Below are 22,987 nucleotides of genomic sequence, written 5' to 3'. Positions count from 1 at the left end.
TCAGTTCTGGTGTTCTATGTTTTTATACGCCTCTATCACCTTCTTGACCAATTGGTGGCGTATGACGTCCTTGTCGTCCAGGTAAATAAAGGAGATCCCTTCCACATCCTTCAGGATCAGCAAGGCCTCCTTGAGCCCGGAAATCACCCGACGGGGCAGGTCGATCTGCCCGGGGTCCCCCGTAAGGAGGAATTTGGCGTTCTTTCCCATCCGCGTCAGGAACATTTTCATCTGGGCGTGGGTGGTATTCTGCGCCTCGTCCAGGATCACGAAGGCATGATCCAATGTGCGCCCCCGCATAAAGGCCATAGGGGCAATTTGTATGGTGCCGTCTTCGATGTATTTGACCAGTCGCTCCGCCGGGATCATGTCGCGCAGGGCATCATAAAGCGGCTGCATATAAGGGTCCAGCTTTTCCTTGAGGTCCCCGGGAAGGAACCCCAGGTTTTCCCCGGCTTCCACGGCCGGACGGGTCAGGATAATGCGTTTTACCTGTTTGTTCTTCAAGGCCCGGACTGCCAGGGCAACGCCCGTATAGGTTTTCCCGGTCCCTGCCGGCCCGATGGCGAACACCATATCGTTCTTCTCCACCGCGTCTACCAAACGGCGCTGGTTGGCAGTCTGTGCCTTGACCAGCCTGCCGTTGACCCCGTGCACGAGAACACCACTGCTGGTCTGGGAGGACTCCACCTCCGAGTCCCCATTATGGCTGAGGATGCGCTCAATGGCGTTTTCATCTAATTTGTTGTACCGGCTGAAGTGGGCCGTAAGCATATCGAAGCGCTTGTTGAATTCCTCCAGCATGGGCGGCTCTCCGTAAACCTTAATCTTACTTCCCCTGGCGACGATCTTGAGCTTGGGGAAGGATTTTTTCAGAAGGTCGATGTTGGTGTTCCGCTCCCCGAAGAAATCTCTCGGGCTGATATCGGTGAGTTCTAGGGTGAGTTCGTTCAAAAAACTGGCAGTTTGAAAATGTGCGAACAACCGCGGTTAGGCTCCGCTGTTTTTTCTTTAATTTTGTCTAACAAACTTACGTAAATTCCAGTAGGGAGACCCAAAAAAAATATCAACAACCCCGGATGCCGATCATCACCCTGACTACAGATTTTGGACTCAAGGATCACTCTGTAGGCGTCATTAAAGGAACCATATACAGCGAACTCAAAGACGCTGTTGTTGTCGATATTTCCCACGGGGTTACCCCCTTCCATATACAGGAATGCGCCTACCTGCTCAAAAATGCCTACCGGGCCTTCCCTCCGGGATCCATCCACGTGGTGGGCGTCGATGCGGAGAAGACACCGGAAACCCGCCATGTGGCCGTTCGGGCAGACGGGCACTTCTTTATTGCGGCAGATAACGGGGTGCTGAGCCTTATCGCCCAAAGCGTTAAGCCTGAAAAGATCTTCGAGATTGAGCTCCCCAATGTCCAGATGGGGTCCTTCCCCACCCTGGAGGTTTTTGTTAAGGCCGCTTGCCACCTGGCCAGGGGCGGGACCCTGGAAGTCATCGGAAAACCCCTGAAGGAACTGCGAACCATCAAGGAACTCGCCCCGAGGATCACCAATGAGGGCAAAACCATCATCGGGAGTGTTATTTACATCGACAACTACGGCAATGTGGTCACCAATATCCACAAAAGCCTGTTCGAAGCCTACCGGAAAGGGCGGGCCTTCAGCCTGGAGGCGCGCAATAAGAAGCTGACGGAAATCCACCAGCAGTACAGCGGGATCATCAATTACTCCCTGGAGCCCTCCCAGCGCAGGGGCCCCGGGGACCTGCTGGCCCTGGTCAATGCCTCGGGGTACATAGAGCTGGCCATCTACAAAAGCAACCCGAAGTCGGTAGGGGGAGCCGCTACCCTGCTCGGCCTGCATTACCGGGATACTGTAACCATCAACTTCTCGTAAATGCTGACGCGAATCGTTAAAATGACTTTCGAACCGCAAAATATTCATAGTTTTGAGCGGATTTTCGAGGCCTCAAAACCTGCAATTCTAGGTTTCCCGGGGTGCAGCCATGTGTCGCTGCTGCAGGATACCGCAGACCCACGGGTGTATTTCACCTACAGCAAATGGGAATCTGAAGCCCATCTGCAGGCCTACAGGGAATCGGCTTTTTTCAGGTCCGTATGGTCCCGGACCAAAGCCCTGTTCTCAGAAAAACCACAGGCATGGAGCCTTATGGAGGTAACCCCTGCAACGCAAGGTTTATGATTTCGGTATTCAGAAAGGAAATAGCATCATTCTTCAGCGGCCCCGTGGGATATCTGGTTTCGGGATCTTTCCTGGTCCTGTGCGGGGTATTCCTCTGGGTGTTTAAGGGCCCATTCAACATCTTCGAAAACGGGTTTGCGGACCTCAGCCTGTTTTTCCTACTCGCCCCCTGGGTCTTTTTGCTCCTCATCCCTGCCCTGAGCATGAAAACCTTTTCGGAGGAGCGCAAACTGGGGACCCTCGAGCTACTTTTAAGCAAACCCCTTCCCCTTTCCCATCTGGTTCTGGGTAAATTCCTGGGAGTCCTTGCTCTGGTACTGCTGTGCATCCTCCCTACCCTGCTGTATGTCTACACCGTATGGTCCCTGGGGTCAGCGCCCGGGAATCTGGATATGGGCCTTGTATGGGGCTCCTATCTGGGCCTTATCCTGCTGATGGCCGCCTATACCGCTATAGGTTTGTTCGCCTCCAGCCTTACCGAAAACCAGATTGTGGCCTTCCTGCTGGCCCTGGTTATTAGTTTTGTGATGTATTTCGGCTTCGAAAATGCCGCTGCGTTAATGCGCGATGGGGATAGCAGCCTTCTCATTAAAACCCTTGGGCTTAAGGCGCATTACGAAGGCATCAGCAAGGGGGTTCTCGACAGCCGGGATGCGGTTTATTTCCTGAGTATCTCTGCTTTTTTTCTTTTTCTTACCGGGCTTCAAATCAACACGTTGAGGAAATGAAGGTGATGCAGCGCTTAAAGCCCTATATCTTTGCTGTAGCAGGCCTTATCCTGGTGAACGTTCTGGCGCGGTGGGCATACTTACGATGGGATCTCACCGAAGACAACCGGTTTACCCTGGCCCCGCCAAGCGTTCAGGCAGTGGAACAACTGGAAGGGCCGGTCGTGATAGACCTGCTGCTGGATGGCAACCTGCCCCCTGAATTCGCCAGGCTCCGCTCTGAGGCTGTCCTGCTGCTGGAACAATTTGCCCAACACCACCCGGACCTTTATTACGAAGGCATGGACCCCGTGGCGGAAGCAGCCGAAACCCCGGAAATCCTGGACCGCCTCCAGGAAATGGGGATGAAGGCTGCCAGTGTAACTACCGAGGAAGGCGGTCGCGTATCCCAAGAGGTCGTTTTTCCCTGGGCGGTGGTAAATTACAAGGACCGCAGTGAGGTAGTCCCCCTGCTTCGCAACCAGCTGGGCGCCTCCCAGGAGGACCGGATCAACCGCTCCATACAGAATCTCGAGTACGCCTTTGCCGATGCCTTTACCCGCCTCGGTATCGAAAACCCGCAATCCATAGCCGTCCTAAAGGGTAACGGGGAACTGGAAGACATCTACCTGGCTGATTATCTCTCGCAACTCGGGAAGTATTACCGCATAGCCCCCTTCACCCTGGATTCGGTGGCTTCCAACCCCGGGGGAACCCTGGAGGCCTTGTCGCGTTTTAAAGCAGTGATCATCGCTAAACCCACGGAGGCCTTTTCCGAGGGAGAAAAACTGGTCCTGGACCAGTTTATGGTTCGGGGGGGACGCTCATTGTGGCTCGTAGATCCCGTTGCCATGGATATGGACAGCCTGAGGAACCAGAATGGGGAGGCCCCGGCTGTAGGTCGGGATCTGAACCTGGACGACCTGCTGTTCCGCTATGGCCTCCGGTTAAACAAAGACCTGGTAGCAGACCTGTATTGCACCCAGATTGTTCTGGCTACGGGAAGCGGCAACGATTCCCAGTACAACCCGGTGCCCTGGGTGTACCACCCCATGGTTTTTTCAGCAGAGGACCACCCTGTAAACGTAAACACAGAAGCCCTCAGACTGCAGTTTGCCAGTACCATAGATACCCTGGAGAACCCCTACCGCAAGACCATCCTTTACCGCTCTTCCCCCCGGTCCAGGGCGGAAGGTACTCCCCGAATGATCGGGCTTGATGTGGTGCGAAGGGAACCCGACCCCGACCAGTTCATGCCCGGGAGCCTGCCCCTGGCAGTCCTGGTGGAAGGCGCATTCCAGTCTGCGTACCGCAACCGTGTACGACCTGCAGAACTCCCGGATTTCAGGGCTGAAGGTCCTGACAATAAAATGATTGTGATCGCAGACGGGGACCTTGCAGCCAACCAAATAAAGGACGGGCGCCCTCTGGAGTTGGGCTACGACCAATGGACCAACAACTCGTACGGCAACCGGGATTTCCTGGTAAACGCCATGAATTACCTGCTGGAGGATACCGGACTTATAAACATCCGAAACAAACAGGTCTCCATCCCGCTGCTGGACGCAGCCCGGGTAGCGGAAGAACAGAACAGGTGGCGGCTGCTGAACCTGGCTCTACCGCTAGGATTGCTCCTTTTGTTGGGTTGGGGGTTGCACTGGCTCAGGAGGCGCAGGTTTAGCCGCTAGTCCTGTTGATAAGTTTGTTTTACTCCATTACCCATTTGGGATATATTTGTCTGATGGCCCCCGGGCCAAGGCTATTTTTCAACTCTTAGGAAAAGGAACTGACGCATGAAATTTATCGTATCCAGCACGTATTTACTGAAACAACTCCAGGTTCTTGGGGGTGTCATAAGCAACAGTAACACCCTCCCGATACTGGATAATTTCCTTTTTGTCCTGGACAATGGCAGCCTCACGGTTTCCGCTTCTGACCTGGAAACCACCATGAGCAGCGTACTGGAAGTGGATTCCACAGACCAGGGAACCATAGCCGTCCCCGCCAGGCTGTTACTCGATACCTTGAAAACCTTCCCGGAACAACCCCTGACCTTTGTGGTGGAGGACAATAATACCGTAGAAATTAGCTCCAGCCATGGGAAGTACGCCCTGGCCTATGCCGATGGGTCCGAATTCCCCAAAGCGGTAGAACTGCCGGATCCGAGCACGACACAAATCCGCGGGGATATCCTCGCCGCCGCCATAGATAAAACCCTTTTTGCCGCTGGCAATGACGATCTGAGGCCGGTCATGAGCGGGGTATTTTTCCAGTTCAGCCCGGAAAACCTGACCTTTGTGGCTACGGATGCCCATAAACTGGTCAAATACCAGCGGGCAGATGTCCGGGCTTCCGAAGTCGCTGAATTTATCATGCCCAAAAAGCCCCTCAACCTCCTGAAGGGAATCCTCGCCGGCCATGAAGAGGACATTACGGTTTCCTATAACGACAGCAATGCCCGCTTCCGCTTCGACAATACGGAAATGGTCTGCCGCCTTATAGACGGGAAATATCCCAATTACGAGGCTGTCATCCCCAAAGAGAACCCCAACCGGATGGTGATCAGCCGCGGGCAGTTCCTCAGCTCCGTACGCAGGGTTTCCATATTCTCCAACAAAACCACCCACCAGATCCGCCTCAAGGTTGCCGGAGCAGAACTGAATATTTCAGCCGAAGACGTAGATTACAGCAACAAGGCGGAAGAACGCCTGACCTGTTCCTATCAGGGGGACGATATGCAAATCGGCTTCAACTCGCGCTTTCTGGTAGAAATGCTGGGCAACCTGGATGCCGATGAGGTTTCTCTGGAAATGAGCCTGCCCAACCGGGCCGGGATCCTTACGCCCGCAGACGGTTTGGAAGATGGCGAGACCATCACGATGCTTGTCATGCCGGTGATGCTGAATCACTAAACGGGCATCCTGGACAAACTACCCTATGCCGTGCGTGGGGTCCACATATGATGCGGCGGTATAACTTTTATTTCGAATTCCTGGAACAAGGGCGTTTGCCACATTTCTTTCATGGAAGCGGTTCAGGAACAGGAAACGCCGCGGGAGTGGCCGCATTGCTCTTTATCCCCCATTACATCCCCGATACCCATCTGGCCCTGAAACCTTCATACAAGGCCCTTTACCTACCCTATCATCATGGGTTTTATATGGACCTTTCTCCCTATCCGGATGCCGAAGGGTATTTGCGCTCCCAGATCGGTGGCAGGAACCTAAAGCAAATGCGACGGCTCCGGAGGCGACTCTCCGAACTGGGCGAATTGCGGCTAAATGTTTACCATGGAGAAATGGAGTCCCATACCTGTACACAGCTTATGAACACCATGAAGTCCATGATCTCGGAACGTTTTGAGCAGTTGGGCCTGGAACATACGGCATTGCAGCGGTGGACAGAATACGAAAGCGGCATCCTGCCTATGATTAAGCTACGCAGGGCCTCCTTGATGGTCCTTACCCTGGATAGTTCAATCATCGGAATGGGCCTGAATTACCATTTTAACGGGGTCCTGGACAGCGCTATTACTACCTTTAGCCGAGGCTATGAAAAATATGGCATTGGTCAACTCATGCTTTGGGAAAAGCTCAAATGGGCCTATGCAAACCAATTGAGCCTTATGGATTTGCGATGGGGGGACCTGACCCATAAGCGTAAACTCTCGAACCTTATCATACGCTATCGGGCTGCTGTTGTGTACCGTAAAAACGCACCTATACCCTTTATCCTTGCTTTAGGCCTCTGGCTGGCACTGCGCCTGAAAGTGCGTTTAAAAGGACATTAGAGCACCCGGGCTTACCTGAAAAAAGGTATGGTCATAAAGTAGCTGGGGGCTTCCCCGTTACTGGCCCGGACCGCATTTACTATAGGCAGGACAAAACCGAGCACCACAGTTCCGATTAGGGTCAGAATCCCCAGACCAAGCAAGAGAATAGCCGGGATACTTAGGATAAAATAAATGAGTAAACTCAGTTGCAGGCTTATAATCGCTTTCCCGTGAACATCGAGGTCTGCCACCCGGTTGCGGGCGGTGAGCCAGATTACAAGTGGAACGATAAACCCCCCGAAACCGATGATGTAGGACAACAGCTGGCTGAGGTGTGTCAGGGAGAGTAGCGGCCGGTCCTCCCTGAGACCGGATTGTGATACGACTTCCATTTTTGATTGATTTACGATGATACGCTTATAGGTCGCAACCAAAGACAGTTTGTTACAGGGTAATCTCCTGACCTCTCAGGTATTGGCCGATTCGTCGTACTTTTGCACGGAATACCCAAAATGGCTCATGATGCGACAAGATACCATAGTAGCATTGGCTACGCCCCCGGGTTCCGGGGCCATAGCCGTAGTGCGCCTGTCTGGTCCGGATGCCATAGCCCTGGCCGGGTCGCACTTTAAGGCGGTCAGCGGCAAACCCCTTGCGGACTGCCCGGGGCATACCATCCACCTGGGCCACCTTTATGCCAAAACCCGTATGCTGGATGAGGTCCTGGTTTCGGTATTCCGCGCCCCCCGCTCCTATACGGGGGAAGATGTGGTGGAAGTCTCCTGCCACGGTTCCACCTTCATCCAACAGGAAGTCATCCGCCTGTTCCTGGATGCAGGTTGCCGTATGGCAGAACCCGGGGAATTTACGCTTCGGGCGTTCCTCTCGGGGAAGATGGACCTGAGCCAGGCCGAGGCAGTGGCTGACCTCATCGCCTCAGAAAACCAGGCGAGCCACCGGATTGCCCTCCAGCAGATGCGGGGCGGGTACAGCTCCCAGATCAAAGGTCTCCGAGACCAGCTCATCCATTTTGCTTCCATGATTACGTTGGAACTGGACTTCTCCGGAGAAGACGTAGAATTCGCAGACCGGGCGGCATTTATGGACCTGTTAGACCGGTTGAGCCTGCTGCTCAAACGCCTGATCGATTCCTTTGCTGCCGGGAATGCTATCAAAACAGGAATTCCCGTAGCCATTGCCGGGCAACCCAATGTGGGTAAGTCTACCCTGCTGAACACCCTTTTGCAGGAGGAGCGCGCCATCGTAAGCGATATTGCCGGGACCACCCGCGATGCCATTGAGGACGAAATTGTGCTGGGGGGGATTGGCTTTCGCTTTATCGATACGGCAGGAATCCGTGAAACCTCGGATGCTATAGAACACATAGGCATCCGCAAGACTTACGAAAAACTGGGGCAGGCACGGATTGTCATATACATGAAAGACGGGAAAGAACTTAAGGCCAATACCCTGAAGTCAGCTCGAGCTGAGGTGGAAACCCTGAAAGAAACCTATCCCGAGAAACCTATAATCCTCCTGATAAACAAATGCGACCTGCTGGGCCCCGATGAGCGGAAACAGATCCTGTCTGTTTTGCCGGAGGCCCAATTCCTGTCTGCCAGGGAAGGCGAAGGGGTGCGGGAGCTGCAGGAAAAACTCCTGGGGCTGATCCATTTCGGGAACCTGGGCAACGACGACCCGGTGGTCAGCAACTCCAGGCATTACCAGGCCCTGGCCGGGGCCCTGGAAGCGGTAGAGCATGTGAAGGCCGGAATGGAGGCCGGGATCCCATCGGATCTGCTTTCGGTAGATATCAGTACCGCCCTGCATCACCTCGGTGCCATAACCGGGGAAATCACTACGGACGATTTACTGGGGAATATCTTTGCGAATTTCTGTATCGGTAAGTAGCAATTGGCCCTCAACCGGGGGTTCGAAAGAAAGTTCAGGCAACGTCTGCCCAACTCTAATATTAATGCTGAGGTCCTGCTAATCCCGGAGGCTAAACCGCTGCCCTCAAATCATTGATCAACTGCTCATAGGCCAGGTCTACTTCCTCGTTCTCGTACACAAAAGCGTGCTTTCGGGCCTTATTCTGGCGGGATTTTTCTAGCTTGGGTACCTCCCCTATCATCCCGCCAACTTCGGGCAGGAAGTCCTTTAAATCCTGAAGCCAGACGTAATGCACATTCCTGAGCGCCCTGGTCTTCTCGGTAAAGTCCATATAATAGGAGATCAGGTTCTCAACAAGCTGCTGCTTTTCCGTGTCGTTGAAATGGAAAAAGTTGGCAAGGTCCACCCCTACATGTTCCTTCCAGAAGAGTTCATTGCCCCAGAAAAAATGCTGCCGGCCTTCTTTTACAACCTGGTGGTGGTTGACCACTGAAGTTGCCCAGGCCGAAGGCTTGCGCAGCACACATATATAGGTAAGTTCCCTCGCAACAGGGTCTTTTGCCAGTTCCTCCACATAGGCCGAAAGAAAGCCGGAGCACTCCAATTTCAAATCCAGGGAGTTGAGCCTGCGCACAAAGTACTTGCCGAAGTTCTCATTCAGTTTCCGTATGGAGGTAAAATGCAAGGGTTCGTGCATGGAGACGGCGTCATCAAAACTGCTGGCCAGAAAGGTGGTTCCTGTTTTATAGGGAGAAATACAGTATACCGTCTTATTGTTCAGGATTTTGTCATTTTCGCGTACCCAATTCCTGGAAATCCAGTAGGCCTTCATCTCAATGGCCATCCGATGTAATGGGGTACGTACAATAAACTGCTTGAATCTCTGAACCATAATACACTCTGGTTTTGATTAGCGAAAATAGCGCATTTTACCCCATATCCCCCGGCTTTTGGACCAAAGGCCTCATTTAGCAGGATCAATGGTATCCCCAACACACGTGTATAAGCTAACCCAAAGCCTCTCAAGTAGGAAAGGAATCCCCACAGAGGTTCCTGATTTTTATCATGTTCTCCCCGTAGCAGTGCCCGTACCTTTACCCCTAAATACACAGCATCTTAATGCTTTAGGGATATGAAAACACTTACAGAGAAATCCATGAGCGTGTACACCTTCGGAGACAAAAAGGCCGACGGCAGCCGCGAAATGAAAAACCTGCTGGGTGGCAAGGGTGCCAACCTGGCTGAAATGAGCCGGATCGGTATCCCGGTACCCCCCGGGTTTACCATTACCACCGAAGTTTGCACACGGTACAATGAACAAGGCAAGGATGCCGTGGTAGAATGGATCGAGGAGGATGTGCGCCAGGCCATCCACCGCATTGAAGAGATCATGGGGGCTGTATTCGGGGACGACGACAACCCCCTTTTACTTTCCGTACGCTCCGGTGCCCGGGTTTCCATGCCCGGGATGATGGATACCGTATTGAACCTCGGCCTCAACGACGAATCCATTAAGGGCGTCATTAAAATGACCGGCAACGAGCGCTTCGCCTGGGATTCCTACCGCCGGTTTATCCAGATGTACAGTAGCGTGGTGATGGGGCTTAAACCCGCCACCAAGGAGGATCTGGATCCCTTTGAAGAAATCATCGACCACCTGAAGGACAAGCGCCGCATAGAGCACGATACCCAGTTTACTGTTCAGGATCTGCAGGATCTGGTCTACGACTTCAAGGATATCGTTAAAAAACGCACAGGCAAAGCCTTCCCGACCAATCCCTGGGACCAGTTATGGGGCGCCATCCTGGCCGTCTTCAACAGCTGGAACGGGGACCGGGCCATATATTACCGTAAAATGAACGGGTACCCGGACGACTGGGGCACTGCCGTTAACGTGCAGGCCATGGTCTTCGGAAATATGGGTAAAGACTCCGGAACCGGGGTATGCTTTACGCGGGATGCCGGTACCGGTGAGAATAAATTCAACGGGGAATACCTGATCGATGCCCAGGGCGAAGATGTGGTAGCCGGGGTTCGCACACCCCAGCAGATTACCCTGCTCGGCTCCAAGCGCTGGGCTGAACTGGCACAGGTTGAGGAAGAGGAACGCAGCGAAAAGTATCCCTCCCTGGAGGAGCTTATGCCTGAGATTTACCAGGAACTCTTCCAGTATCAGAATATCCTGGAAACCCATTACAAGGATATGCAGGATATGGAATTTACCATCCAGCAAGGCAAGCTTTGGATTCTGCAGACCCGAAATGGGAAACGCACCGGTGCAGCCATGGTCAAAATCGCGATGGACCTCCTGGAAGAGGGCCTTATTGACGAGAGGACCGCGCTGGAGCGGATAGAGCCCATCAAACTGGACGAACTTCTGCACCCCATTTTCGACCCGAAAGCACTGAAGGAGGCCGAAGTGGTGGCACAGGGGCTCCCGGCTTCCCCCGGGGCGGCAACCGGACAGATTGTCTTCTTTGCAGATGAGGCCGTCAAGTACAAAAACAGTATCCTCGTACGGATTGAAACCTCCCCGGAAGATGTGGAAGGGATGAATATTGCCCGCGGTATTGTGACTGCCCGGGGCGGGATGACCTCCCACGCGGCCGTTGTGGCCAGGGGTATCGGCAAGTGCTGTGTCTCCGGGGCCGGGGCTTTGAAAATCAACTACAAGGCCCGGACCATGCAAGTGGGAGACCACCTCTACCATGAAGGGGATTGGATTTCCATCAACGGTTCCACAGGGAATATCCTCGATGGCAAGGTTGGTACCAAAGAGCCGGAAGTCAGCGGCGAATTTGCCGAATTGATGACCCTGACGGACAAATATGCGCGCATGCAGGTGCGAACCAATGCAGATACGCCCAAAGATGCCGAAGTAGCCCGGAGTTTTGGGGCTACCGGTATCGGACTGACCCGGACCGAACACATGTTCTTTGAAACAGACCGTATCAAAGCCATGCGTGAAATGATCCTGGCCGACACCGTAAAAGGCAGGCGCCAGGCCCTTAAGGAGCTCCTGCCCATGCAGCGCACCGACTTCGAGGGTATCTTCCGTGCCATGGCCGGATGTCCGGTAACCATCCGTCTGCTGGACCCGCCCCTGCACGAGTTTGTACCCCACCAGCTGGCTACGCAGAAGGATTTGGCAGAAGACCTGCATATTTCCCTGGCTGCTGTGAAGAACAAAGTTGCCGAGCTCGAGGAATTCAACCCCATGCTGGGCCACAGGGGCTGCCGATTAGGTAATACCTACCCGGAAATCACCGAGATGCAGACCCGCGCCATCCTGGAGGCTGCCCTCAACGTGAAGCAGGAAGGGATCGAGACCAAACCAGAAATCATGGTTCCTCTTGTGGGAACGGTGGCCGAGTTTATCGAGCAGCGCAAGGTTATCGATAATACGGCAGAAGCGGTATTCCGCCAGCGCAAAGACCGGGTGGACTATGCAGTGGGCACCATGATGGAAACCCCCAGGGCTACCCTGGTGGCAGACGCCATTGCCAAACATGCGGATTTCTTCTCCTTCGGCACCAACGACCTGACCCAGATGACCTTCGGGTATTCCCGGGACGATTCCGGCAAATTCCTGCCCGTATACCTGGAGAAAGGGATCCTCAAGCACGACCCGTTCGAAGTGCTCGATGCCGAGGGCGTGGGCCAACTCATCCAGTTAGGCACCGAACGCGGCCGCAAGGCCAGGCCGGGCCTTAAAGTGGGTATTTGCGGCGAACACGGCGGGGAACCCAGGTCCATAGCCTTCTGTCAGCAGACCGGACTGGACTACGTGAGTTGCTCCCCCTACCGCGTCCCGATTGCCCGGGTTGCTGCTGCCCAGGCAGCCTTGAAAGAGGCTTAGTATAGCTCCAACCAGACGGCTGGGTCCCCGCACGATGCACTAACCACTCGTGTCGGGGACCCTGCTATTTTGGCCAGGTGCCTCTCCGGTTCGCTGGTTATCGTTATTTTTGGTAGCTGAAAACGGACATACATGTTCCAATTTTTCGGTAAAAAGCACTTCCTGGTAGACCTTTTGGGGCACTTTGCAGATATCCACAACCATATCCTGCCAGGGATCGATGACGGGGCCAAGACCCCGGAGGAGTCCCTGGAGCTGGTTCGAGCCTTCGAGCAAATCGGGATTACGCGGTTTATTACCACCCCACATATCCTCAAGCCCCTCTACCCCAACACTCCGGAAACCATTCGCGGAGCGCGGGAAACCCTGCTGGACACCTTATTGGACCATAAGCTTACCCACATTAGTATTGAGGCCTCCGCAGAACATATGATCGATGATGGCTTCGAGGACATGATGGAAAACCAGGCCTATATGCCCATGCGCGGTGGGTACCTCCTGGTGGAAATGTCCTTTTTACAACCCCCTCTCAATTTTAAGGAATCCATTGTAGCTGTGACCCGCAGGAACCTGACGGCTATCCTGGCCCACCCGGAGCGATACCTGTTCCTGCACCGGGACCCCGGGAAGTATGCCCGGTATAAAGCAAAGGGGATGCTGTTTCAACTCAACATGCTGTCTCTGGGGGATTACTATGAAAAACAGGTTCAGCAGATGGCCTTTAAATTGTTGGATGAAGGCCTTGTGGACTTCCTGGCATCGGACATGCATAATATGAAGCACTTCGAAGCTTTGAAGCGGATCCAGCTCCCCCAAAAGCGTATGGAGCAATTGCGACCGGTAATAGACCGGACCATCGAACTTTTTTACTGATACTTTACCCCATAAAAAAAGGCCTGAATGTATTCAGGCCTTTTTGTTAATTGGCTTTACCCTTTACGGGTTGGTGATCAGGATTTTCACAATTTCCGGATCCCCATTGTCGAATTCGAATGTAACGAAATACAAGCCGAGGCCCACGTTGTATACCGATAACTGGAAAGCATCGTTGCCCAGACGGACTGAGGCGTCTTCCGGATCGAACTGGCCTACGAGCTTACCGGTGTAATCGTGGATCAGGATGTCGGTGATGACCCGGTCCGATGGACGGCCCAATACCTGGATTTCCGCTACTCCGTTGCGTACCGGGTTAATGGCTACCAGGCTGATGGACTCCGCTTCGGTAACCGTAATAGTCAGGGATGCCGTATCGGTCAGCCCCTCCCCATCGGTAACGGTAAGGACTACCGTATAGGTGCCCGCTTCCGTAAAGGTATGCTCCGGGTCCGTGGCATCTGAGGTTGACCCATCGCCAAATTCCCAAAGGTAGCTCACGATGCCAAAGTCATCGGTAGAGTTCCTGCCCGTAAACTGTACCGTAAGCGGTGCGGTTCCGGAAATAGGCGTTCCTTCTGCCACTGCATCCGGGGCGGCGTTGGCCGTTTCCGGATTAACAGTAACGGTAACCTCATCGAAGGCCGTTTCCCCTTCATCGTCAGTAGCGGTGAGTCGGAACACATAGGTGCCTTCTACCAGATCGCTCGCGGTCAGGGTTGCCGTATCGGCACCTCCAAGGGTCGCCGCGGCAGGTCCGCTTTCCTGGGTCCAGGCCAGGGTCACAATTGCACCGCCATCCGGGTCGCTGGCTGTTCCGTTCAGGAAGACGCTGTTCACCGGAAGCGCGATGGTTTGGTTGGGTCCTGCTTCCACCACAGGAGGCTGGGTTTGAATTACGGTAACGGTAACTTCGTCGAAACCGGTCTGACCTTCATCGTCTGTGGCTGTCAACCGGAATACATAGACTCCCTCTTGAAGGCCACTAGCCGTAAGGGTCTCGGTGTCCGCGCCTGTGAACGTGGCGTTTGCAGGACCACTTTGCTGGGTCCAGGCATAGGTCACAATGTTACCTCCGTCGGGATCCGTTGCCGTACCTGTAAGCACAGCGGTATCGGCAGGCAGGACAATTTCCTGGTCTGCCCCTGCATCAACTACAGGGGGCAGGGATTCCGGAAGTACCGTAACCGTTACCTCGTCAAAACCAGTTTCCCCTTCATCGTCGGTAACCGTAAGGCGGAAGACATAAGTCCCTTCCAAAAGGTCCCCAGCGGTCAGGGTAGCGGTGTCTGCACCGCTGAGGGTAGCTGCATCGGGGCCGCTCACCTGGGTCCAGGCATAGGTCACGATAGTGCCTCCGTCCGGATCCGATGCGGTTCCTGTCAGAACCACCGTATTAGTTGGCAAAGCAATCTCCTGGTCAGCACCGGCGTCTGCTACGGGGGGCTGGGTTACAGCCGCATTTACGGTAACCTGCACCTCATCGAAGGCCGTATCGCCCTCATCGTCTGTTACTGTAAGCCTGAAGACATAAGTACCTTCAACCAGGTCACTTGCTGTAAGTGTAGCCGTATCGGCACCACTCAGGGTTGCTGTTGCGGGCCCACTCTCCTGGGTCCAGACAAAGGCGGCTATAGCTCCACCATCCGGGTCCGATGCGGTCCCGGTCAGGACTACTGAACTGATGGGGAGGGTGATATCCTGGTCTGCACCGGCATCTACAACCGGCGGCAAGGGTTCGGGGAGTACCGTAACAGTAATCTCGTCGAAACCGGTATCCGATTCGTCGTCGGTGGCGGTAAGGCGGAATACATAGACCCCTTCTACCAGGTCACTTGCGGTTAAGGTAGCTGTATCCGCACCACTCAGGGTTGCTGCGGCAGGTCCGCTTTCCTGGGTCCACGCCAAAGTGACGATAGCCCCTCCGTCCGGATCAGAAGCCGTTCCTGTCAGGACCACACTATTGGTTGGCAGGGTGATTTCCTGGTCGGCACCGGCATCCACCACAGGAGGCAATGGTTCGGGCAACACGGTAACGGTTACCTCATCGAATCCGGTTTCCGCCTCGTCATCGGTTGCCGTAAGCCTGAAGACATAGGTGCCTTCCACCAGGTCACTGGCCGTTAGCACAGCCGTATTTTCACCGCTCAGGGTTGCCGTGGACGGACCGCTTTGCTGCGTCCAGAGATAAGCTGTAATAGTACCTCCATCGGGATCTGTAGCCGAACCGGAAAGTACCCCGCTGTTGTTCGGGAGCGTTATCTCCTGGTCGGCCCCTGCATCCGCAACCGGGGGCTGGCTTGGTCCTGTGGTGACCTCTATGGTTATACTTTTGGTGTCCGTATTGCTGTCTCCATCGGTAACTGTGAGATCTACATCGTAGGTTCCCGGAGTATTAAAGGTATACTGGGGATCTGCCTCCGTGGAGGTTCCGCCATCCTTGAAATCCCAGGCATAGGAAACCACGCCCACATCGTCCAGGGAATTGCTTCCCGTAAACTGTACCGTCAGGGGTGCCTCCCCGCTGATGGGGTTCGCCTCCGGCACCGCAATCAGGTCTCCGATCTGCCCGATGAACCATTGGAAATCTGCTGTTACCTGCTCCGATGTAACATCGTCGGTAACGGTTACCTGTACGTTGTACGGGCTGCCAATAGAGGCCCCTACCCCTCCTGTCGGGGATTCCTCGAGGGCATCCAGGGCACTTGCATTGTTAACTATACCGGACTGGGTATCCTTTTTCAGGAGTACGATCTTGTCGATGGCATGGCCAAGGGACCGCTCGGAAATTTCCATGGTATAGGTCCCTGGATTAGCGAAATAGACATAGATATTATGCCCATCGTTGTCGCTCGTAAAGGCCTCCCATTCATACACCTCCGAGGTACCCCCGGATTTGTAGACCTTGAAATACCCATTGGCCCCGGCCCCGTTCGGGGTGGTAGTAGGCCCTTCCCGGCCGCTACCAATAGGGAATACTACCTCGTTCTGAGCCCCCTGGATGTTGGCGATCATCTCCGCTTCGGTACCTGGGTTGCCCGCAGAGGCATCGGTAGCAAAGAACCAGACATTGGCGTCATTCGGGAAACGCAACCAGGCATCGTTTTCCTCTGTTGCAATGGGACCACTGTAAAAACTGTTCCAGATAAACCGGTAAACGCCAGGGGTAGATATATTGATCTGATACGGGATGGTACCGCCATTTTGGTTGGCAAAACTATTGGTGCCGGCAATAATACCGAGCTCCCCATCTGCCGTGGTGGTAGACCAGTTGGGTACCAGGGTGCCGGATTCCGCTTCGATCACAACAATCCCGTTCTGCTCGTTAAAAGCGTTGCCTCCACCGGAACCATCCGAGATACTTCCGGTGATAACACCAGTATTTGGATTTATGGAAAGATCAGGAGGTAGCCCGCTAGCCGCATACGTCAGACTGTTCGGCCCGCTCGCCACAACCGGCAGGGTTACCGGATCCCCCTCGTAATTATATTGGTCTCCCGGATTGGTAACATCTACCGTAAGGGCGGCGCTGTTGGTCAGGGTGATACTCTCAGAATCCACAGCCCCGTAGTCGATAACCAAGTTGGCCACCCGGTCTGCTCCCGTACCGCTGAGGGTCACAGAAACGCTGTGTGTGGCTCCTGCGGGCAGCAGGGCATTGGTGAGTTCTCCGGATACGATACTGAAATCGGCAGCGTTCGCACCTACCAGGCTCATCGAGCGGATGAAAACACCCTGGTTCCCGCCGGTAATATCCACCTCGATACTTTCAGTGGCCCCGTCCGCGATGACAACCGAAGCGGGAACGGAAAGCGAGCTGGCGACACTTGGAGTACCCACAGGGGCATCCAGCCCGAGTACTTCCATGTTTTTCTGGTTACCCCCACCCCGGTTGGGAGAACCACCGGTTACGAAGAGGCCATTACCGGAAACAATACCCTGGGTCCCGTGGCGCTTGAAGTTCAAATCGGCCAGACGCGACCAGGTGCCCGTTGCGGGATCGAATTCCTCGGTAATCACAAGGGCATCGTCCGTATTGACACCATCTACGAGTTCATTCTGGACTTCTCCCCCGGCCACAATCAGCTTGCCGTTGAAGTTGGCCACCACGGGGGCACCCCTTGGCGTTGGGAGGTTCTGACCTGCAGGAAGCGTACTCCAGGTACCGGAAGTGAAGTTAAACACATCCACCTCGGCGATTACCGGTTTAAAGACCCCGGCGCCACCACCTGACAAACGCCCACCAACGGCATAGAGGTTATCTCCAATAACTGCGGCATGGAAATGATCCCGTGCCCTGGGCGCATCAGCCAGGGGGGTCCAGGTCCCGGTGGCCGGGTCATACTCATCAAACCATGCGACATAACCGCCATCATGGCCATCGGTGTTCCCCGCAACCACATAGAACTTGTCATTGTAGACCACCAACCCTGCAGAACCGCGTTTCCGGGCTTGCGGGATCTCAGGCCCCTGGATCCATTCTTCGTTGGCCGGATCGAACATCCAAATATGGTCGGCCGGGACTTCATTGGGGAACGCATTGTCCTTAAAGGCGCCAATCACCCAAATAAGACCCTGATATTCCACCGCCTGGTAGTGGTTGAACTCAAAAGGAGCCGAATTTACAAGAGAAGACCATGAATCTGTGGAATAATCGTACACATCCAGGGTCTGGGCATTTTCACGCCCCCCCATCAGATAAAACTTATCCCCGGCTTGCACAAAGGAACATTCGTGACGGGCCGTGTAGGTTTCATCCTCGCCCTTATCGGTCCAGAGGAGGGTTTGAGATACATTCCAGGTAAATACCTGGGTGGCCGGTGCGGATCCGGGTTTGAGCACGGATACCCGTGTGGTATATACTCCATTATTGCCGGGGCCCCCGAAACCTGCGGCCAGATCCACGGTGCCGGAAATCTGGCCCGTGGCAGGGTTAATACTAATTCCTGCCGGCTGACCGGAGATGTAATAGGAATAGTTTTCCCCAGGGTCTCCCCCGCTGGCGCTAACCGAGAAATTCACACTATCGCCCCCATCGTTATTCTGGTTGGCAATGGCATTGAGCGAAAGGTTGGCAAAAGTATTGACAAAAACCTCAATAGCCCTTACCGAAGGGTTTTCCACCACATGGCCAAAACGGATATTCAGGACGTCGTCCGAAACGGTCACCGGGAAACTCAGCATCCCGCCTACTTCGTGGCCGAAGGTCGTGATCAGGTCCAGGTCGTCTGCCACTTGTCCGTCTTCCAAAAAGATGTCGAAGGTCCGCTGCCCGGGCAGGCTGGTGTTTACAAAGTCGTTCCCAAGATACAGGTTTACCACGTAATCTCCGTTGCCAATGGGCATGGTAAATTCCATCTCGGGGGCCACCGGGCCGTCGTAGCGGTCCTGGGCAAAAAGGGCATCGAAGGTGGCCTGATCAATATAGGCCGGGATAGAAGCATCCCGCTGATCATAGGAGAAACCTCCCAAAGCCGACTTAAGCCCCGTGTTTACAAAATAATTACCGCCTGTCTGGGCACCACCTACGCTGTTGTCCTCCCAGTCCAGGTAAATGTCTGCCGAAGCCACGGTGGCACCACCGGCATTGATCCGGTACGCCGTAGCATCAATAACCGTCCACTGGAAGCCGATGGTGACTGCATCGCTGGTAAGCCCGTCACTATCGTCTACAGTTATGGATACCGCATAGGGACTACCGGCAGCGGCCGAAGCCTCGATGGTTCCGCCAATCTGTCCGTTAGTGGGCTCAATACTCAACCCGGGGGGCAACCCTGTTGCAGTGTAAGAGAGGTTCCCATCACCGCCATTCGCATTCACCGCGAGGCTGCCTCCCAGCTGCTGTCCGGTATTGCCGATCTGATCCTCTATCTGGTAGACATAGATAGGGGTATCATCATCCGGAGCATCCAGGATTTCAATGGCATTGATCAATGGGTTTTCAATGGCTCCGTGAAGGAATGAAATATCCAGGTTTCCGTCATCTACCTTTACGATATGGGTTATAACGGTACCGGTTTCATGACCGTAGGTACCGGAGAGGTCGATGTCATTGAGCAAGGGAAGGACCTTGCCCTCTATAGCGACATCAAAAATCCGCTCACCAGTCTCCGAGGTATTGATAAAACTATTACCCATATACAGACGTACCTCATAATTCCCGTTAAGGGCCACGGGGAAGGTGTACGTCATATTCGGCGGCCCAACAATGTTGTCATACCGCTCGGTGGCGTACACTTCCAATGGCGTGGTAGCCTGGTTTACAGAACCGTCCACCGGCATTACCGTGGAATTGAACACCCTATTGTTACCCGCTTCACTCAGGTACTGAGAAATTTGCGAGACCAGGTCGGCCTCCCAGTCAATACCGCCATCTATGGCAGGGAGTGCCGGTCCACCGGTATTGACGCGATAGAGGACAATGGGAGCATCTGTAACCGTTACTGTAAACGTCTGCTCCACAAAGAAGGTGTCGGTATCCGTGGCGCGGATGGTTATATCCGCAACTTCGGTGGTTCCCGGGTAAGTCAGGGTAAGGGTGTTGCCACTAATAGAGGCCCCCACATTGGGGTTGGTATTCCCTGATACCGAATAGGTTAGATTCCCGGTTCCGTTATCGTCATCGAAATACTGGTCCAGGTCGTAGTTTTCATCGGCCGAGTTGATGGGCCTTGTAATATCCGGAATGGCCTGAACCACAGAAGGTACTTCCCCGATAATGTTCAGAAAATCCCAGGTGCCCTCCAATTCCACCCCTGGGGTGCCGGAGGTGCCAATAAAACCAACAGCCAGGTCGGCTGCGTTGCTTTGAATGGCGTTCAGAATAGTACCCTGGGCGGTAAAGGTGGTCACGGTTTGGCGTGCCCCTCCGTCCTTGGCGTATTGTATGACCACTTCTCCATTGGAAGGGTCCACCACGAAGAAGAAGCGCATTTCGTTAAGAGGACGATCTGCCTCCGCAAGGGTAATGTTTACGGGAGTTCCTGGAACATCGTTGATTTCCTGTAAGGCGGTAATTCCGTCAGCTGTCAACACCACTTTGATGTAATTGCTCTGGGTCCCGTCTCCAATAAAATGACCCAATTCCCCACCTACAGCCGCGGTGTTTCCATAGATGCGCAGAGGGCCGTACAGGTTGATTAGGTTTCCAATGGCTGTAAAAGACCCGGTATTCACATCGGTCTGGATCCCCAGCTGGTACCCCTTTTCCTGGGTATTGGTCGCCCCCAGGGCCGTCCCTGAAGTCATATGGGAGGTCATAAGCCCGGGAGCACCACCCAGTACATCATTCGGGTTGGGGTCGTTGGGATCATCCCTCCGGTCAATCCAGTCGAGCCAGTTTGCCCCTGTATCCCCATTATTCATAAGGCCGGTTAGCCCGAGTCCGAAAATACCCCCAAGACCTTGCTGGTCGTTGAAAAGGTCATTCTGCAAGGGAAGTTCGAAGGCATCGCTGCCCCCTACCGCCGGGTCGCCAAGCTGGAAGGGATCCAAGGCATCGGGAATCCCGTCTGCATCGTCGTCCGTATCGTTCAAATCGGAGATTAGGGGTGCACCCGCAACCTTGTCAAAGTCCGCAGGCTGAGATCCTCCGTTACAGGGGTCAGTCCCGTTGTCCACTTCATCCTGGTTGGTATACCCATCGCTGTCGTAGTCCGCATTGGCGTCATAGCCGGGCTCCCCGGGGGCAATACACTCCACGAAATCCTGGGGTTCAAAGACCACGATCTTGCCATTGAGGGTCCCCGCCCAAACGGTACCCGGGAAGGCATCCGTATCGGAATTACAGGTAACCCCGAGCGCGTTTCCGCCTATCCCGGAGAAAAAGGCATTGGTTAGGGTTTGGAGGGATCCGTCGGGGTTCAGTTGTACCCGGCGGATAACCCCGCTATTCACGCCTGCCAGCAGGTTCCCCTGCATGGCCCCTCCAAAGTTGGAGGCTGTGTATTCGTCAATTCCATTGGTATTGGTACCCCAAGTGGTTACCGGGGCATCGTTGGGGCCCTCAGGGTTGTTCAGGCCCGGCCCTCTCCAGTCTCCTTCGACAGGGTTAGCCACAGGAACAGGGGGCCAGTTGGCCGGAAGCGCAATATTGGGGTCGGTGGTAGAACCCGGGGTTGACCCATCAGGGTCATACGTCAGGGTTCGGAAAACCGCCCCCGCTGTGCCACTGGGGGCAGGAGCGGTAAACAATCCGGCCCCATTCGGGTTCGCCCGTACGGGGTTGGGGTGTCCTCCATAGAACGTATTGAAGGCATAGGACTGTAGGTCGGTCGTAATGAGTTCCAGGTGGTCGAGGTTGTTGATGAATTCCCCATCCGGTGTCGGGGAGGAACTCCCGGGTTCCGCCGGGTCGTACTCATTGGTGACATTCGCGGTACCTTCCCCCACCGGAAATCCACCCCAGCCCTGGTTGGCCCCGTTTTCGGTGACGTAAAGCGCCCCGCTTTGGGTGACGACCAGGTCGTAGCAGTTCCGGTAACCGGGAGACAGGATCTGGACCGGACCGCCGGGCACCACAACCGCCTGGTTCAGACCGTCGTTCCCGCCAAAGGGATCATTGACATCCACCCCGTCGTATCCCGGATCATCCGGATCTGTGATCCCATTGACGTTGGCCCTTGAGGGGTCATCGAGGGTAGGCAGGTCGTAAATATAGTCCCGGCCGTTCCCGTCCGTCTGGATGCTCATACTGTTGATCATATCCAGGTCTACCGCCAGGATAGCGGCCCCCAAGGCATATTCGGTAGTATAGACAAAATTCGTGGAAGGCGCCCCCCCGTTGGTATGACCCCCGGAGGCTACAATCAGGTAGTTGGTCCCGTTGATATTGGTAAGTTCCAGGCCGTTGGTGGCGTGGTTTTCTTCAGAACGCGGCAGGCCGCGCACCAGGTCTACCACATCCCAACTGCTCCCGTTCCACGTAAAGCGGGTAATTGTACCTGAATTCGTATCCAGGTCTACATCCCCGTTGCCCCCGCCTCCTCCGGCACCAATGCGGAAATCGCTGGAGGATACATAGATAACTGGGTTCTGGGCAGTACCCCCAACGGTAAGGCCGGTAGTTTCCCGGCTGGTACAGTCATTCAGGGCACCGCTACACGGTGTTCCGTCATCGTCGTGGTTGACGATGTCCTTAACCCCGCTAAGGGATTCCACTGCGACTACCTCGTAATCCGTGGCACTGTTTCTCTGGATGGTTAAAATCTTGATGGTTCCCGGATATTCGGCAACATAAAGCCTGCCATCGGGTCCGTACATGAGCGAGGTTACCCCGGAGGAAACATTCCCGACGGTAAAATTCAACTCGCTCTGGGCGAAGTTGATCTGGGCCCTGGCTTCTGATGGTTTGAACAGGCCTGCAAACAGGAATAGGAGTAACAGGCTGAATGGTAATTGGGAAGGGTACTTTAATTTCATCTGAAATGGATTACTAGCAATTTTTTCAATTCACAATGCCCCCATCCTCCAAAGATACAAGTCCATGGCAAAGCCCTGAAAAACATAGGCTTTTATTCGATTAAGAGGGGGTGAATCCCGATCAATGGCACGCGCGCAAATTTACAGTGCAGCAGGCCGGAAAACCATTTTAATTTTCAGAGATAACCAACAATTGCTGTTGATAACTCCTACTTTTCCGATTCCTGAATTTAATGGGGCGTACCAC

General features: G+C 54.4%; 13 protein-coding genes. 9 read left to right on the top strand and 4 right to left on the bottom strand.

Annotated features, from left to right (window positions below):
- A complete protein-coding gene (locus CA832_RS07605) occupies positions 1 to 954 on the bottom strand; it encodes a PhoH family protein (protein WP_088340988.1) in 954 nt (317 codons plus the stop codon).
- 125 nt (positions 955 to 1,079) lie between these two features.
- Between CA832_RS07605 and CA832_RS07600 the strand changes: the two genes are divergently transcribed.
- From CA832_RS07600 to CA832_RS07575, 6 genes are all read left to right on the top strand, one after another.
- The gene (locus tag CA832_RS07600) at positions 1,080 to 1,910 is read left to right on the top strand and encodes an SAM hydrolase/SAM-dependent halogenase family protein (protein ID WP_088340987.1); all 831 of its coding nucleotides are present in this window, start codon (positions 1,080 to 1,082) and stop codon (positions 1,908 to 1,910) included.
- Positions 1,911 to 2,216, top strand: coding sequence for a putative quinol monooxygenase (locus tag CA832_RS07595; protein WP_088340986.1), 306 nt, complete (start codon positions 1,911 to 1,913; stop codon positions 2,214 to 2,216). It abuts the gene before it with no gap.
- A complete protein-coding gene (gldF, locus tag CA832_RS07590; protein ID WP_088340985.1) occupies positions 2,213 to 2,944 on the top strand; it encodes a gliding motility-associated ABC transporter permease subunit GldF in 732 nt (243 codons plus the stop codon). The genes CA832_RS07595 and gldF overlap by 4 nt, the downstream gene beginning before the upstream one ends.
- Positions 2,941 to 4,611 (top strand): gliding motility-associated ABC transporter substrate-binding protein GldG, encoded by a 1,671-nt coding sequence (gene gldG, locus CA832_RS07585; protein ID WP_233131764.1) that lies wholly within the window; start codon positions 2,941 to 2,943, stop codon positions 4,609 to 4,611. Before gldF ends, gldG begins: the two co-directional genes overlap by 4 nt.
- Before the next feature lie 105 nt (positions 4,612 to 4,716).
- The gene (dnaN, locus tag CA832_RS07580) at positions 4,717 to 5,835 is read left to right on the top strand and encodes a DNA polymerase III subunit beta (protein WP_088340984.1); all 1,119 of its coding nucleotides are present in this window, start codon (positions 4,717 to 4,719) and stop codon (positions 5,833 to 5,835) included.
- A 146-nt stretch (positions 5,836 to 5,981) separates the two neighbouring features.
- Entirely contained in the window at positions 5,982 to 6,713 is a 732-nt protein-coding gene (locus CA832_RS07575) for a GNAT family N-acetyltransferase (RefSeq protein WP_158211902.1), read from the top strand.
- Between the two features lie 11 nt (positions 6,714 to 6,724).
- Here CA832_RS07575 and CA832_RS07570 read toward each other — a convergent pair whose 3' ends face one another.
- Positions 6,725 to 7,087, bottom strand: a complete 363-nt coding sequence (locus tag CA832_RS07570; RefSeq protein ID WP_088340982.1) for a DUF4870 domain-containing protein — start codon at positions 7,085 to 7,087, stop codon at positions 6,725 to 6,727.
- Between the two features lie 127 nt (positions 7,088 to 7,214).
- Between CA832_RS07570 and mnmE the strand changes: the two genes are divergently transcribed.
- The gene (mnmE, locus tag CA832_RS07565; protein WP_088340981.1) at positions 7,215 to 8,606 is read left to right on the top strand and encodes a tRNA uridine-5-carboxymethylaminomethyl(34) synthesis GTPase MnmE; all 1,392 of its coding nucleotides are present in this window, start codon (positions 7,215 to 7,217) and stop codon (positions 8,604 to 8,606) included.
- 91 nt (positions 8,607 to 8,697) lie between these two features.
- Here mnmE and CA832_RS07560 read toward each other — a convergent pair whose 3' ends face one another.
- Positions 8,698 to 9,480: a hypothetical protein gene (locus CA832_RS07560; protein WP_143542349.1), complete on the bottom strand. Its 783-nt coding sequence runs from the start codon at positions 9,478 to 9,480 to the stop codon at positions 8,698 to 8,700.
- Between the two features lie 240 nt (positions 9,481 to 9,720).
- Here CA832_RS07560 and ppdK point away from each other — a divergent pair, with 240 nt between their 5' ends.
- Together ppdK and CA832_RS07550 are read left to right on the top strand one after the other, a co-directional pair.
- Entirely contained in the window at positions 9,721 to 12,447 is a 2,727-nt protein-coding gene (ppdK, locus tag CA832_RS07555) for a pyruvate, phosphate dikinase (protein WP_088340979.1), read from the top strand.
- Positions 12,448 to 12,579: 132 nt separating this feature from the next.
- Positions 12,580 to 13,320 carry a tyrosine-protein phosphatase gene (locus CA832_RS07550; RefSeq protein ID WP_088340978.1) on the top strand — a complete coding sequence of 247 codons (741 nt, stop codon included), beginning with the start codon at positions 12,580 to 12,582 and terminating at the stop codon, positions 13,318 to 13,320.
- Between the two features lie 63 nt (positions 13,321 to 13,383).
- On the opposite strand, the gene CA832_RS07545 is transcribed toward CA832_RS07550, so the two are convergent.
- Positions 13,384 to 22,740: a PKD domain-containing protein gene (locus CA832_RS07545; RefSeq protein ID WP_088340977.1), complete on the bottom strand. Its 9,357-nt coding sequence runs from the start codon at positions 22,738 to 22,740 to the stop codon at positions 13,384 to 13,386.
- Positions 22,741 to 22,987: the final 247 nt, after the last annotated feature.

The sequence above is a fragment of the Robiginitalea sediminis genome, from assembly GCF_002198115.1.
In the GTDB taxonomy this organism is placed as follows: domain Bacteria; phylum Bacteroidota; class Bacteroidia; order Flavobacteriales; family Flavobacteriaceae; genus Robiginitalea; species Robiginitalea sediminis.
The sequence above is the reverse complement of the archived record's forward strand: the minus strand, read 5'-3'. Positions and strand labels throughout refer to the sequence as shown.

Excerpts from the sequence above, each read along its gene's own strand:
- CA832_RS07600 (WP_088340987.1), top strand. The coding sequence starts at position 1,080 with ATGCCGATCATCACCCTGACTACAGATTTTGGACTCAAGGATCACTCT.
- CA832_RS07595 (WP_088340986.1), top strand. The coding sequence starts at position 1,911 with ATGCTGACGCGAATCGTTAAAATGACTTTCGAACCGCAAAATATTCAT.
- gldF (WP_088340985.1), top strand. The coding sequence starts at position 2,213 with ATGATTTCGGTATTCAGAAAGGAAATAGCATCATTCTTCAGCGGCCCC.
- gldG (WP_233131764.1), top strand. The coding sequence starts at position 2,941 with ATGAAGGTGATGCAGCGCTTAAAGCCCTATATCTTTGCTGTAGCAGGC.
- dnaN (WP_088340984.1), top strand. The coding sequence starts at position 4,717 with ATGAAATTTATCGTATCCAGCACGTATTTACTGAAACAACTCCAGGTT.
- CA832_RS07570 (WP_088340982.1), bottom strand. The coding sequence starts at position 7,087 with ATGGAAGTCGTATCACAATCCGGTCTCAGGGAGGACCGGCCGCTACTC.
- mnmE (WP_088340981.1), top strand. The coding sequence starts at position 7,215 with ATGATGCGACAAGATACCATAGTAGCATTGGCTACGCCCCCGGGTTCC.
- CA832_RS07560 (WP_143542349.1), bottom strand. The coding sequence starts at position 9,480 with ATGGTTCAGAGATTCAAGCAGTTTATTGTACGTACCCCATTACATCGG.
- ppdK (WP_088340979.1), top strand. The coding sequence starts at position 9,721 with ATGAAAACACTTACAGAGAAATCCATGAGCGTGTACACCTTCGGAGAC.
- CA832_RS07550 (WP_088340978.1), top strand. The coding sequence starts at position 12,580 with ATGTTCCAATTTTTCGGTAAAAAGCACTTCCTGGTAGACCTTTTGGGG.
- CA832_RS07545 (WP_088340977.1), bottom strand. The coding sequence starts at position 22,740 with ATGAAATTAAAGTACCCTTCCCAATTACCATTCAGCCTGTTACTCCTA.